Here is a 12,721-nt window from a genome sequence, read left to right on the forward strand (position 1 = left end):
GATGGAGATCAATCTCAGCGACTTCCATTTCCTGCGCCCACTGTGGCTTTTACTTGCACTGTTCGGCGCGCTGCTACCGCTGTTGTGGCGCCGTAGCCATGATCTGCAACGGCGCTTGCGCGGCACTATCGCCGAGCACTTGCTGCCGCACTTGTTGATCACGCCGCAGGACCAGCAGCGGCTGCGCCCGGTGCATCTGGTCTGCGCCCTGTTGATCCTCGGCGCCCTCGCTGCTGCCGGCCCGACCTGGGAACAGGATCGCCCGGACTTCCTGGAAAACCGTGCGCCGCTGATCATCGCCATCGACCTGTCGCCATCGATGGACGCCAGCGATGTACCACCGAGTCGCCTGGAAGCAGCGAAACACAAGCTCCACGACCTGATCCAGCGCCGCGCCGGGGCCCGCAGCGGCTTGATCGCCTACGCCGGCAGCGCACACCTGGTGTTACCGCCCACTGACGATCCAGCGTTGCTCGACACCTTTATCCAGGCCTTGAGCACTGACCTGATCGCCAAGTCCGGGAAAGACGTCGGCGCGGTGGTCGAGCAAGCCAAGCGCCTGCTGGCCGCCGAGAAAACTCCGGGCACGTTGTTGCTGATCACCGATGGCGCAGACACGCCCCAGCTGAACGGTCTCAACAAGCTGCTGGATAACAGCCCGTTGCAAGTGCTGATCCTTGCCGTCGGCAGCGAAGACGGCGGGATCATCCACGACGCCAGCGGCCAGCCGCGCACCGACAGCAATGGGCGGCCGGCGCTGGGCCGTTTCGATCAGGCGGCGCTCAAGCAACTGGCCTCGGCGGTGGATGCGCCACTGGGCAGCCTGACGCTGACTAACGATGACCTCGACTGGGTCGAACTGCACGCCCAGCAGCATTTCCAGAGTGCCAGTGCCGAACAGCGCGAACTGCACTGGAAAGACGCCGGTTATTGGCTGTGTTGGCCGCTGCTGTTGATCGCGTTCTTCAGCGTGCGCAAGGGTTGGAGCCTGAACTGGATGGCCGGTTTGCTGCTGGCGCTGGGCATTGGCCTGCAACCTTCCAGCGCCGAAGCCAACGGGCTCACCGATGCATTTTTTACCCGGGACCAGCAAGGTCGTTGGGCCTTCGAGCACCAGCATTTTCCGCAGGCGGCGGCGCTGTTTGTCGATCCGTACTGGAAAGGCATTGCCGCCTACAACGCCGCCGATTACGACCTGGCACTGGCGAGTTTTGCGCGACTGGAAACACCTCAGGCGTATTTCTACCTGGGCAATATCTACGTGAAGCGTTTCAAGTTCGATCAGGCGATTGCCGCGTACACCCAGGCTTTGAAGTTGCAACCGCAATTCCCGCAAGCGACGGCTAATCTGGCACTGGCCATCGCCTTGCAAAAAGACACCGACAGCGCCGAGCAGAACGCTCCCGAGGTCAAGCCGGACGAGATCAAGATGGACAAGGCACCGGGCAAGGGCCAGAGCAAACCGGTGCAGACCGAACAAGCGGCGTCGGATGAGGTGTGGTTGCAGAACCTCAGTACATCGCCGGCCAAGTTCTTGAAGCAGAAATTCAATTTGCAGGATCAGCAGACCCGGGGGGCGCCATGAGGATTATTGGCGCGTTGCTGGTGTGGCTGTTGTCGGCGACTGCATTCGCCGATGAACCCCTGTTGCGGGTGCAGGCCCGGGTGCAACCGGTGGATTCGATCATGGTCGGCGGCCTCGTCGAGCTGCAGCTTGATGTCCTTACCGACACCTGGTTCACCGACGCCCCGACCTTGCCCGACCTGACACTCAACGGCGCGCTGGTCATGCCGCCCAACGGTCACGCGCAACACTTGAACCAGACCCTTGACGGCAAATCCTTCAACGGTATGCGCTACAGCTACCTGATCACGCCCAGCCTGGCCCAGGGTTTCGACATTCCGGCGTTGACCGTACGTGCCACGCCGGCCCAAGCCAGTGCGCCACTGAGCGCCCAGAGCCAACCGCTGCACTTCACGGCCGCGCAACCGCCAGGGTTCCAGGCTGGTGAAGCGGTACTGGTGGCCAGCGGTCTGCGTTTCAGCCAACAAACTTTCAGCTCGGCAACGCCATTGAAGGTCGGTGACAGCCTCACCCGGCAACTGACCCTGCAAGCGGATGGCGCCCTGGCGATGTCACTGCCGACGCCGTCAATGGCCGAGGTCAGCGGCCTCAGCCGTTACCCGAAAGCCCCGCAGGTCAGCACCCTGGACGATGGGCGCGGCCACTTCAACGGCGGGCAGCGCATCGACACCGTGACCTACCGGATCGACACCCAAGGTCGCTACAGCCTGCCGGCCATCCAAGTGAAATGGTGGGACGCCAGCACCCGGCAGACCCGCACCGCCGAAGTGCCGGCCGTCACGTTTGAAGCCGCCGCCAACAGCGCTTATCGCCCGGTGTTCTCCATCAGCGAAGACCTGAAAAAACTCGGCCAGCAGAGCCGCGTGCACCTGTCCGGGCATTGGCTGGGCGGGCTGGCGATCCTGGTGATCGTGGCGTTGCTTGGCCACTTCCTCCGCCCGCTCGTCCGCCGCGCCTGGCTCGCCCGACAGGCGCGACATCAGGTCCGGCAAACGGCGTGGCTGCAATCGGCGGACTACGCCTGGCAGCAGATCCCCGGGCAAATCGAAGGCAAACCCGCGCAATTGAGCGCCCTGTACCTGTGGCTCCGGCGCAGCCGCCAGGGCCTGAAGCTGACTGACCTCGGCCCACGCCTGCAAACCCTGTTGCGCGCCTGTTACGGCCGCACGCCGACCGAAGATCAGGCCCTGCGCCAGCTCAAGCAATCCTTGGCTACGCTGCAAAGTCAGGCCCAGCGTCACAAGGCCCCGGCGCCTCCCGCGTTACGGCCACTCAACCCCGTTCACGAGAAGGATTTCCCATGACGCACCCGCTATCGATCCGCCGCCGCTACGGGTTGACCCTGCTGCTGACCCTGGCCCTGCCGCTGCTGGCCCAGGCCACCGAACCGCTGCCTTCGTGGAACGACGGCCCGGCAAAGCAAAGCATCATCGAATTCGTGCAAGCGGTCACCGATCAAAGCGGCAAGGACTTCGTCAAACCCGCCGAACGCATCGCGGTGTTCGACAACGACGGCACCCTGTGGAGCGAGCAGCCAGCGTATTTCGAGTTGCTGTTCGCCTTCGACGAGGTCAAGCGCACCGCGCCGCAGCACCCGGAATGGAAAACCACCCAACCCTTCAAAGCCGTGCTGGAAAACGATCACAAAGCCCTGGCCGCTGCGGGCATGGACGGCATCCTGAAAATCTTCGGCGCGACCCACACCGGCATGACCACCGAAGCCTTCGACGACTACGCCAAGACCTGGCTGAGCCAGGCTCGCCATCCGAAAACCGGCAAGCCCTACACCGAGATGATCTTCCAGCCGATGCTGGAAATGCTCGACTACCTGCGCGGCCAGCAATTCAAGACCTACATCGTCTCCGGCGGCGACACCGCGTTCATGCGCGCCTTCGCCGAAAAGGTCTATGGCATCCCGCCGGAACAAGTGATCGGCACCACCTTCGTCACCGCCTACCAGCTCAAGGACGGCCAGCCATCGATCCTGCGCACCGCCAAACTGGCGCACAACGATGACGGCCCGGGCAAACCGGAGACCATCGACGCGGTGATTGGCCGACGCCCGATCCTGGCGTTCGGCAACTCCGACGGCGACCTGCAAATGCTGCAGTGGACTGCCGCCGGACCCGGCAAACGCTTCATGGGCCTGGTGCACCACACCGATGCCAAGCGCGAATGGGCCTACGACCGTCAATCCCCGGTCGGCAAGCTGGACAAGGCGCTGGACGAAGCAAAATCCCGTGGCTGGACTATCGTGGACATGGCTGCCGACTGGCAGCGGATCTACCCGTTCGAGGCCACCACCGAGCAAGTGCAATAACAACAGCGTTACGCAGGACCGCATAAAACGTAGGTCGCCCTGAGGCGACGCAAGTGAGCAAAAGGAGCAAGTCAGATGACTCGCATACGCAAGTGGCTACCGAAACTCGCCCTGGTGGCAGCCTCGGTCATGGCGTTTTCGGCGACTGCCGGGGCCGCTGAAAAACCCAACATTCTCGTGATCTTCGGCGACGACATCGGCCAGACCAACATCAGCGCCTATTCCATGGGCGTGGTCGGGTACAAGACTCCGAACATCGACCGGATTGCCAAGGAAGGCATGATGTTCACCGACTACTACGCGGAGAACAGCTGCACCGCAGGACGGTCATCCTTCATCACCGGCCAGACGCCCCTGCGTACCGGCCTGTCGAAAGTCGGCATTCCGGGCGCCCCGGTGGGCCTGCAAAAACGCGACATCACCATCGCCCAGGCGCTCAAGGGCCTTGGCTATTCCACTGGCCAGTTCGGCAAGAACCACTTGGGTGACCGGGATGAATACCTGCCGACCAACCACGGTTTCGACGAATTCTTCGGCAACCTGTACCACCTCAACGCCGAAGAAGAACCCGAACGCCCGTACTGGCCCAAGGATGACCCTGAGTTCGTCAAGGCCAACACCCCGCGTGGGGTGATCCACAGCTTCGCCGACGGCAAGATCGAAGACACCGGCGCGCTGACCACCAAGCGCATGGAAACCATCGACGACGAAACCACGGCGGCCGCGCAAGCGTTCATCGAGAAACAGGCCAAGGCGGACAAACCGTTCTTCGTCTGGATGAACACCACGCGCATGCACGTGTTCACCCACGTGCGCGATTCGATGAAGGGCCAGAGCGGCATGCCGGGCAACGAATACGCGGACGGCATGCTTGAGCATGACGGCGACGTCGGCAAACTGCTGAAAACCCTCGACGACCTGAAAATCGCCGACAACACCATCGTCGTCTACACCACCGACAACGGGCCGAACCAGTTCTCCTGGCCGGACGCGGCGACCACGCCGTTCCGCAACGAGAAAAACTCCAACTGGGAAGGCGCCTATCGCGTACCGGCAATCATTCGTTGGCCGGGCAAGGTCAAGGCCGGTGAAGTCTCCAACGAGATGTTCTCGGGCATGGACTGGTTCCCGACGCTGCTCGCGGCGGCGGGCGATGCCCAGGTCAAGGACAAGCTGCTCAAGGGTTGGACGCCGACTGCTGGCGGCACCAACTTCAAAGTGCACCTGGACGGTTTCAACCAACTGCCGTACCTGACCGGCCAACAGCCTAAAGGCGAGCGCAAGGAGTTCTACTACTTCAACGATGACGGGGTGCTGGTGTCGATGCGCTTCGACAACTGGAAAGTGGTGTTCTGCGAGCAGCGCCAACCGGGCGGTTTCCGGGTCTGGAGCGAGCCGTTCGTGTGCCTGCGGGTGCCGAAAATCCTCAACCTGCGGATGGACCCGTATGAACGGGCCGACGTGGTGTCGGACCAGTTCTACGACTGGAACACCAAAAACGTCTACCTGGCAGGCGTCGCGGTGACCAAATCGGCTGAGTTCCTACAGACGTTCATCGAGTATCCACCGAGCCAAAGACCGGCGAGCTTCAGCATCGACCAGATCCGTGCTGCCGTGGATGCGAAAATCGCAGAAAAAATGAAAGCGGCACCGGCTGCACAGTAAAACGCTGGACCGCCGCTCGCCTTCATCGGCGGGCGGCCTTATTTTTTGAACCTGATCGTTCCCACGTTCTGCGTGGGAACGATCATGCACAAGGCACCCCGCAATGTCCTCACGTGTCGCCAGCAAGTCGTCGGCCATACCTGCCCCGCATGTCGCCTCCCCGGCGCTGTTGATCCCTGCCCTGCTGCTGTTCGTTTCCGGCGCCGCGGCGCTGGTGTATCAGGTGCTGTGGATCAAGCAATTGTCCCTGGTGGTGGGCGTCGAGGTGTATGCCATCACCACCGGCACCAGTGCGTTTTTTGCCGGATTGGCCTTGGGCGGTTGGCTGTTTGGACGTTGGTCGGATCGTTTGCAGCAGCCGGTGTTGCTCTATGCGGGGCTGGAAGTGTTGGTGGCGATCATCGGCGTCGGCGCGACGTTCGCCATGAGCCTGGCGGCCAGTCCCTTCGCCTGGCTGGAGCAGCATATCGGCGTACTGGCCTGGGTCCTGCCCTTCGCATTGGTCGGCCTCCCGGCGTTGTTGATGGGCGGCACGCTGCCGGTATTGGTGCGCTCGCTGGCCGCCGATCCGCAGCAACTGGGCAAGGCTGGCGGCCAGCTCTATGCCGCTAACACCGCAGGCGCCATCGCCGGCACGTTGCTTGCGGCGTTTGTGCTGATCGCGACTCTCGGCGTGCGCGGCAGCGCCTTGGCCGCCGCGATGCTGAACCTGCTGGCCGCCGCCGGTGCGTTGTGGTTTCAACGTCACCGTCCCTTTGTGGCTGACGCGCCGGTGAAGCATCACGCGGACAAAGCCCCGGATCGCCTGGCCCTGTGGCTGTACTCCATCGCGGGCGGCGTGGCCCTGGGATACGAAGTGGTCTGGTCGCAATCGATCGTGCAGTTCATGAGCACTCGCACCTATGCCTTTGCCGTGGTGCTGGCGACGTACCTCACTGGATTGTTTCTCGGCAGCGCGCTGCTGGCCCGGCGGGTTGATCGCATTCGTGATCCCTGGGGCGTATTCGGTTTGCTGATTGCCGGTGCAGGGTTGATCGCCCTGTTGGAAATCGCCCTGCTCGGCCGTTGGCTGGTGCTCGCGCAAAGCGTCGCCGAGGCCTGGGTGTTGTCGTTGGGCGCCAGTGAACTGGTGGGCATGAGCACCCGCTTTGCCGTGGCGGCGCTGAGCATCGTGTTTGTGCCGACCCTGCTGCTGGGCGCGGCGTTTCCACTGGCGTTGCGCTTAAGCGTAGGCCGTGAGCGAATCGGCCAGGATGTCGGCGCGGTGGTGGCGTTCAACACCCTTGGCGGGATTGTCGGGGTGATGCTCTGCGGGTTCTTGCTGATTCCATGGCTCGGATTGGTGCGCACCCTCGGACTGCTGGCGGTTGTCGCCGCCGGGATCGGCTATTTCGCGGTGCGCAAAGGTCACCATGTGAAGAAAGGCCGGCGTCAGGCCGTGGTCGCGGTCGGCCTGTTGTCCGTGGTGCTGGCGATCTTCACCCCGGTCAACAAACTCGCCAGCCTGCTCCCTGGCGCTCGCAACGCGAGCCTGGCGTTCTACGAAGAAGGACGCGGCGGCACCGTGGCGGTGGTCACCCAGGGCAAGGGCGAGAAAGCCTTTCAGCGCTTGTATATTCAAGGTGTTTCAAACACTGGCGACGCCATGCCGTCCCTGCGCTACATGCGCATCCAGGCGCTGCTGCCGCTGCTGATCCACAACGGCGAGCCGCGGTCGGCGCTGGTGATCGGCTTCGGTACCGGCATTACCGCTGGGGCCCTGACCCGTTATCCGGGGCTGGACCACCGAGTGGTCGCCGAGTTGCTGCCGTCGGTGGTCAAGGCTGCGCCGCTGTTCAAGGGCAATTTCAATGCCGCCAGCGATCCGGGCGTTGATGTACGCTTGCGCGATGGTCGCCAGGAACTGCTGCGCAACCCGCAGACTTACGACCTGATCACCCTCGAACCGCCACCGCCCTCCGCTGCCGGCGTGGTCAATCTGTATTCCCGGGACTTCTACCAGTTGGCTGCCAGTCGGCTGGAGAAAAACGGTTTGGTTGCGCAGTGGCTGCCGCTGCCAACGCAGAACATCGATGACTCGCGCTCGCTGGTGCGCAGCTTCCTCGACGTCTACCCCTACGCCACCCTGTGGACCAGCGAGTTCCACGAAATGCTGCTGGTGGGTTCGATGGAACCGATTGAGCTGGATGCGGCGAAGATCACCCAGCGCTTCCAGCAGGACAGCGTTCGCAGCACCTTGCAGGATGTGGGCATTGGCTCGGCTGCGGCGTTGCTCGCGACGTGGGTGACGGACCGCGCAGGGCTCGAACACTTTGCCGCCGACGCGCCAGCGGTGACCGACGATCACCCGCGCATCGAGTACGCGCCGTGGGTGCGGGCCAAGGAAATCAGCCGCGTGTTGCCGGCGTTGCTCGACTTGCACGTCGCGCCAACCCTGGTGAATGTCGATGCGGGGTTCAACGAACGGATGAACGCCCACCGCCAGCGCTTGATGCAGTTTTATCGGGCGAGTCTGCATGCCTATGACGGGGATCGGGATGCCTGGGCGCGGGACATTGGTGACGTGATGCGCGGGGATGGCGGGAATCCGTATTACCGGTGGTTTGTCGGGCAGTGACCCCCTGACTGATCGTTCCCACGCTCCGCGTCGGAATGCAGCCCGGGACGCTCCGCGACCCATTGGAACGCGTAGCGTCCCTTGAGGCATTCCCACGCAGAGCGTGGGAACGATCTGTGAGGGCTACTTGGACTTAAGTTTCAAATACGACTGATGCAAATCCGAAGCCCACCCATCGATCACGCTTTTCACGTCATCGGCCTTCATCACCTGGGTGTCGTTCTCCAGCGGTTTGCCGGTGCCTTTGCGCACCACCTGGGCCACCACCGTGTTGTTGCCACCATCGAGGAACACTGCCTCAGTGGCCAAGGTCGTTTCCTGATCCCGAATCCCGCTGGCCGTGCTGACCGCCGCCGCCACCAGCGCAATCGGGATCACTTCATACGGTTTCAGGCCTTCAGTCTTGCTGCTGACGGCGGTGATGGCCGCGCGCACCACCATCACGCCTGGCCCTGGACCGGCGGCCAATGGCAAGGATTTACCCAGTTCGCGCTTGAGCGCCTGGTCGTAATAACCGGTGATGCCATTGAGGGTGGCCTGGGGAATTTTCACGGTCGGTTGTGGCTGGGGGTAGAGCTGGGTCGGCTCGATGTAGACGCTGGTGAATTTGTCGATTTTGAGTTTCGGGTCCATCCAGCGCATGACCTCGGCGCCCGATGGCGACTTGGCTTCCTTTAGCTGGCTGTAGTCCTTGAGAAACCCCGAATACTGGTCGGGCTCGACCACTTTGCTGGAGCAGCCGACCACCCCGATCGAGGCGATACACAGTGTGCTCATCATTAACGCAAGCTTCATGCTGTTACTCCTGTAAGAGGTCGATAACGCGACTGGACTAGGTAGTTATAGCCAAACATCAATAATTTGCCGTCAGCATCATCGAAGATTCATCTAAGGCTGTGGCTTAGCGCACAAAGCCTATTTGACAGGCGCTTGCCATCCGGCAAAGCTGCACCGAGCTTCAAAGCGCGCCTTGAACGGCCAACGCACTCGGACTACGGAAGTCGCAATGCCGAAGCATAAAAATAAAGCTGCAAACCCAAACCCTGATTCGCGTCCGTCCCTGATCAACCGCTACCTGTTTCCCGTCACCATCGGCGTATTGCTGCTGGCCGTGGCGGCGATTGGCTGGTTTCTGTTCAGTAGCAGCACGCCGGCACCTTTGAAGCCTGCCCCCGTCAGCACGCCCATCGCTCAACCGGCCAAACCGGCGGTAATTGCCGCACCGGCGACGATGGTCGATGAGCAGCAATGCCAGGGCTGCCACACCGAGCAGGTCAAGGACTGGCAAGGCTCCCATCATCAATTGGCGATGCAGCCGGCCACCGCCGACACGATGCTGGGGGACTTCAACAACGTCACCTTCAAGGCGGAAAAAGAGACCACCGTGTTTTCGCGCAAGGGTGACGAGTTCTGGGTCAACACCCCGGGAATCGATGGCAAGAACGCGGACTTCAAGGCCGCCTACACCTTCGGCATCGCACCGCTTCAGCAATACCTGATCGAGGTCGGCGAAGGTCGCTTGCAAGCCCTCGGCGTGGCCTGGGATACCGAGAAGCACAAGTGGTTTCATCTCTATCCGGGCCAGGGGGTGAACTTCAAGAATCCGCTGCACTGGAGCAAGCCGAGCCAGAACGCCAATTTCATGTGCGTCGAGTGCCACACCACCGGCTACAAGCGCAATTTCGATGCGGCGAAAAACACCTTCGAGAGTCACTGGAACAGCCTCGGTGTCGGCTGCCAGGCGTGCCACGGTCCGGCGTCCAATCACGTTGAATGGACGGCGAAAAAAACCGATCTGATCCACTCCGGATTTGCCGTCGACCTCAAGGACAAGAACGCCACGGTCGAGCTCGAGACCTGTGCCCGCTGCCACTCACGTCGCGCGCCATTGGGCGATGGTTATACCGTTGGCAACCGGCTGATGGACGATTACCTACCGAGCACTCTGACCCGTGAGCTGTACGCGCTGGACGGCAAGATCAAGGACGAAGTGTTCGAACACGGTTCCTTCGCCCAAAGCAAAATGTTCGACAAGGGCGTGCGTTGCAGTAACTGCCACAACCCCCACAGCACCCAGCTCAAGGCGCCGGGCACTGGCGTATGCCTGCAATGCCACAACACTGCCGGCAAGACCGCGGAGGAAGGTGTCGATGGCAAGGGCCTGCAGGCGAAGAACTACGATTCCGTCGAACACACGCGCCACGCCATGGGTCAGCCGGGTTCGCAATGCGTGGATTGCCACCTGCCGGGCAAGTTCTACATGGGCAACGACTTTCGGCATGACCACAGCTTCAGCATTCCCAACCCCGAGCGCGCTTTGAGACTGGGGACACCGGATGCGTGCCTGACCTGTCACCAGGGCAAGGCCGGGGACAAGGTGACCGAGCAATTCAAGCTCTGGAACACAGCGTCGGCGTCTGCTGTTCAAGCGCCGCGTTATGACGAAAGCCTGTGGCTGATCCGCAATGGTCAACCGGGCGCGGCGCAGGCCTTGTACGAGCAATTACAGCGCAGCAACCTGCCAGCGATTCAACGGGCGACCCTGCTGTCCGAGCTACCGCTGTACCCGAGCGAGCAAGCGTTGAAACTGGCGACGGCGGACTTGAGCAATCCGGCGCCACAAGTGCGGGAAAGCGCAGTGCGGGTGATCAGTGCGTTCCTGCCGCCAGCAGAGCGCGCGCCATTGCTGACGCCATTGCTCGGCGATCCGGTGAAGGCGGTACGGATCGTCGCCGCCCGGGACCTGCTGAACGTTGCACGCAATGGTTTGGGCAGTGCCCAGGCCAACTGGAATGCGGCCATCGCCGAGTACGAAGATGTACAGAAGAGCCTGGCGGAACGGGCCGAAGCCAACCTCAACCTGGCGATGCTCTATCAAGCCAGTGGACGCCCGGCGGATGTCGAGCCGCTGCTACGTGCGGCGCTCAAGCGCGACCCGGATTTCTACCCGGCGCTGGTGACGCTGGTGCAATGGCTGGAGGCCGGTGGGCGCGGTGCCGAGGCGCAAGCGCTGCTGGAACAGAGCGTCAAGGAACACCCGGAAGCGGCGTTGCTATTGCACACCCAGGGATTGTCGTTGATTCGTGCGGGTCAAACGGCGCAAGCCATGCCGCTGCTGCGCAAAGCTGCGACGCTGGAACCGCAGAGTGCGCAGTATGGTTATGTGCTGGCGGTGGCGCTGCATGACAGTGGCAAAGTGGATGAAGCGTGCGAGGAGCTGGAGCGGTTGTTGAAGGTGCAGCCCGCCAATCGCAATGCGCGGTTGTCGTTGATCCAGTATTACCTGGAGAACGGCAAGGAGCCGAAAGCCCAGGTGCTGTTGCAAGGTTGGAAGAAGATGAATATGGGGGATCCGGCGTTGAAATGATCGTGGTTTGATCCGAGGGCCCCTTCGCGGGCAAGCCTCGCTCCTACAGGGGATTGCGCAATCCTTGTAGGAGCGAGGCTTGCCCGCGAAGACGTCAGCTCAGCCAACTCAAATCTCTGGACCAATCATCACCAGGACGACCCACTCTGCGCCGCCAACGCCCGCCGACTATTGGCCCGCATCGCCTTGATCAACGACACCGTCCCCACCAGCAGAATCGCCGCGCCAAACAGGAAGTCGATGGAGTACAACTGGAAATCCTGCAACGGCCCCACCAGCATCACCCGCACCGCACCAATCCCCACCAGCGTCGCCAGGAAATCGATCCCCGGCTCGTCGCGGTAAAACACGTGCATCAACGGCAGGCATATCACTAGCAGCAACAGCAAAACGATCACCTTGAACGAGACCTTGCGCTCAACGCTGAACGCGCATTCATTGGCGCTGTAAGCCTTGTAATCCTCATCGCGCACCATCGAGTTCTTCTCGTTGATGTATTCCACGCGGTTGTATTTCTGGATCGGGGTAAAGGTGTTCGACATCTCCATCAGCGTGGTGATGTGACGGAAGCGCAGGTCGATGCGTTCGTTACCCTTGAGGTAATACAGCACTGGTTTGTAGCCGTAGCGATAGGTGTCGAACGGAAACTCGGTGGCCCGCCCTTGCACGCCGATCGGACGCGATTCCAGTTCGGCGTAGGCGCTTTTATTGTCGGCGGCGAGGTTGCGGCTCAGGGGTTTGATCCGCACCTGTTCGAGGAAGATCGGCGTGGCGCCGAAGGACCATTGCAGCGGTTCCAGGCGCAGGCGCAATTCATTGCGACCCAGGTCGTAGCGGTTGAAGGTGCGCTCGGAAACGATCACCGAGCCGCCGAGCATGAACTCGCCGCGCAGGTTGTTGGTGATGCGCAGGGTCAGTTGATCCTTGCCCAAAGACAGCGCATCGGCCGACGGTGGCGTGCCGCACCAGGCGGTGCTGTCGTAGGCGCCGCCCAACTGCCCGCCGCGGTTTTCCTGGAACACGTAAAAGTAGCCCGCCCACAGGGTCAACATCAGCAGAAATGCCGTCAGCCCTAAAATCTTCTTGCCGAAACTCACAACGCCAGACTCCCTTCTTGATTTCGTCCATGCAGCCAAAAAAACGGCCGAATGCGCGGACTCTACCAAA

General features: G+C 61.9%; 8 protein-coding genes. 6 read left to right on the top strand and 2 right to left on the bottom strand.

Annotation, left to right across the window (positions count from 1 at the left end):
* Position 1 precedes the first annotated feature (1 nt).
* From HKK53_RS05675 to HKK53_RS05695, 5 genes are all read left to right on the top strand, one after another.
* Positions 2–1,585, top strand: a complete 1,584-nt coding sequence (locus HKK53_RS05675; RefSeq protein WP_169369942.1) for a VWA domain-containing protein — start codon at positions 2–4, stop codon at positions 1,583–1,585.
* Positions 1,582–2,889: a BatD family protein gene (locus tag HKK53_RS05680; RefSeq protein ID WP_169369943.1), complete on the top strand. Its 1,308-nt coding sequence runs from the start codon at positions 1,582–1,584 to the stop codon at positions 2,887–2,889. Before HKK53_RS05675 ends, HKK53_RS05680 begins: the two co-directional genes overlap by 4 nt.
* A complete protein-coding gene (locus tag HKK53_RS05685) occupies positions 2,886–3,905 on the top strand; it encodes an HAD family hydrolase (RefSeq protein ID WP_169369944.1) in 1,020 nt (339 codons plus the stop codon). Before HKK53_RS05680 ends, HKK53_RS05685 begins: the two co-directional genes overlap by 4 nt.
* A gap of 75 nt (positions 3,906–3,980) precedes the next feature.
* Positions 3,981–5,570, top strand: coding sequence for an arylsulfatase (locus tag HKK53_RS05690; protein ID WP_169369945.1), 1,590 nt, complete (start codon positions 3,981–3,983; stop codon positions 5,568–5,570).
* A gap of 103 nt (positions 5,571–5,673) precedes the next feature.
* The gene (locus tag HKK53_RS05695) at positions 5,674–8,187 is read left to right on the top strand and encodes a fused MFS/spermidine synthase (protein ID WP_169369946.1); all 2,514 of its coding nucleotides are present in this window, start codon (positions 5,674–5,676) and stop codon (positions 8,185–8,187) included.
* Between the two features lie 123 nt (positions 8,188–8,310).
* Here the strand turns inward: HKK53_RS05695 and HKK53_RS05700 are convergent, their stop codons facing one another.
* The gene (locus tag HKK53_RS05700; protein WP_169369947.1) at positions 8,311–8,982 is read right to left on the bottom strand and encodes a DUF3313 domain-containing protein; all 672 of its coding nucleotides are present in this window, start codon (positions 8,980–8,982) and stop codon (positions 8,311–8,313) included.
* A gap of 211 nt (positions 8,983–9,193) precedes the next feature.
* Here HKK53_RS05700 and HKK53_RS05705 point away from each other — a divergent pair, with 211 nt between their 5' ends.
* Positions 9,194–11,554 carry a tetratricopeptide repeat protein gene (locus HKK53_RS05705; RefSeq protein WP_169369948.1) on the top strand — a complete coding sequence of 787 codons (2,361 nt, stop codon included), beginning with the start codon at positions 9,194–9,196 and terminating at the stop codon, positions 11,552–11,554.
* A gap of 128 nt (positions 11,555–11,682) precedes the next feature.
* On the opposite strand, the gene HKK53_RS05710 is transcribed toward HKK53_RS05705, so the two are convergent.
* Positions 11,683–12,651 (bottom strand): hypothetical protein, encoded by a 969-nt coding sequence (locus tag HKK53_RS05710; protein WP_169369949.1) that lies wholly within the window; start codon positions 12,649–12,651, stop codon positions 11,683–11,685.
* Between the last annotated feature and the right edge of the window lie 70 nt (positions 12,652–12,721).

Source organism: Pseudomonas sp. ADAK7, assembly GCF_012935675.1.
GTDB lineage: Bacteria > Pseudomonadota > Gammaproteobacteria > Pseudomonadales > Pseudomonadaceae > Aquipseudomonas.

Coding starts and splice junctions, on each gene's coding strand:
- HKK53_RS05675 (WP_169369942.1), top strand. CDS start 2: ATGGAGATCAATCTCAGCGACTTCCATTTCCTGCGCCCACTGTGGCTT.
- HKK53_RS05680 (WP_169369943.1), top strand. CDS start 1,582: ATGAGGATTATTGGCGCGTTGCTGGTGTGGCTGTTGTCGGCGACTGCA.
- HKK53_RS05685 (WP_169369944.1), top strand. CDS start 2,886: ATGACGCACCCGCTATCGATCCGCCGCCGCTACGGGTTGACCCTGCTG.
- HKK53_RS05690 (WP_169369945.1), top strand. CDS start 3,981: ATGACTCGCATACGCAAGTGGCTACCGAAACTCGCCCTGGTGGCAGCC.
- HKK53_RS05695 (WP_169369946.1), top strand. CDS start 5,674: ATGTCCTCACGTGTCGCCAGCAAGTCGTCGGCCATACCTGCCCCGCAT.
- HKK53_RS05700 (WP_169369947.1), bottom strand. CDS start 8,982: ATGAAGCTTGCGTTAATGATGAGCACACTGTGTATCGCCTCGATCGGG.
- HKK53_RS05705 (WP_169369948.1), top strand. CDS start 9,194: ATGCCGAAGCATAAAAATAAAGCTGCAAACCCAAACCCTGATTCGCGT.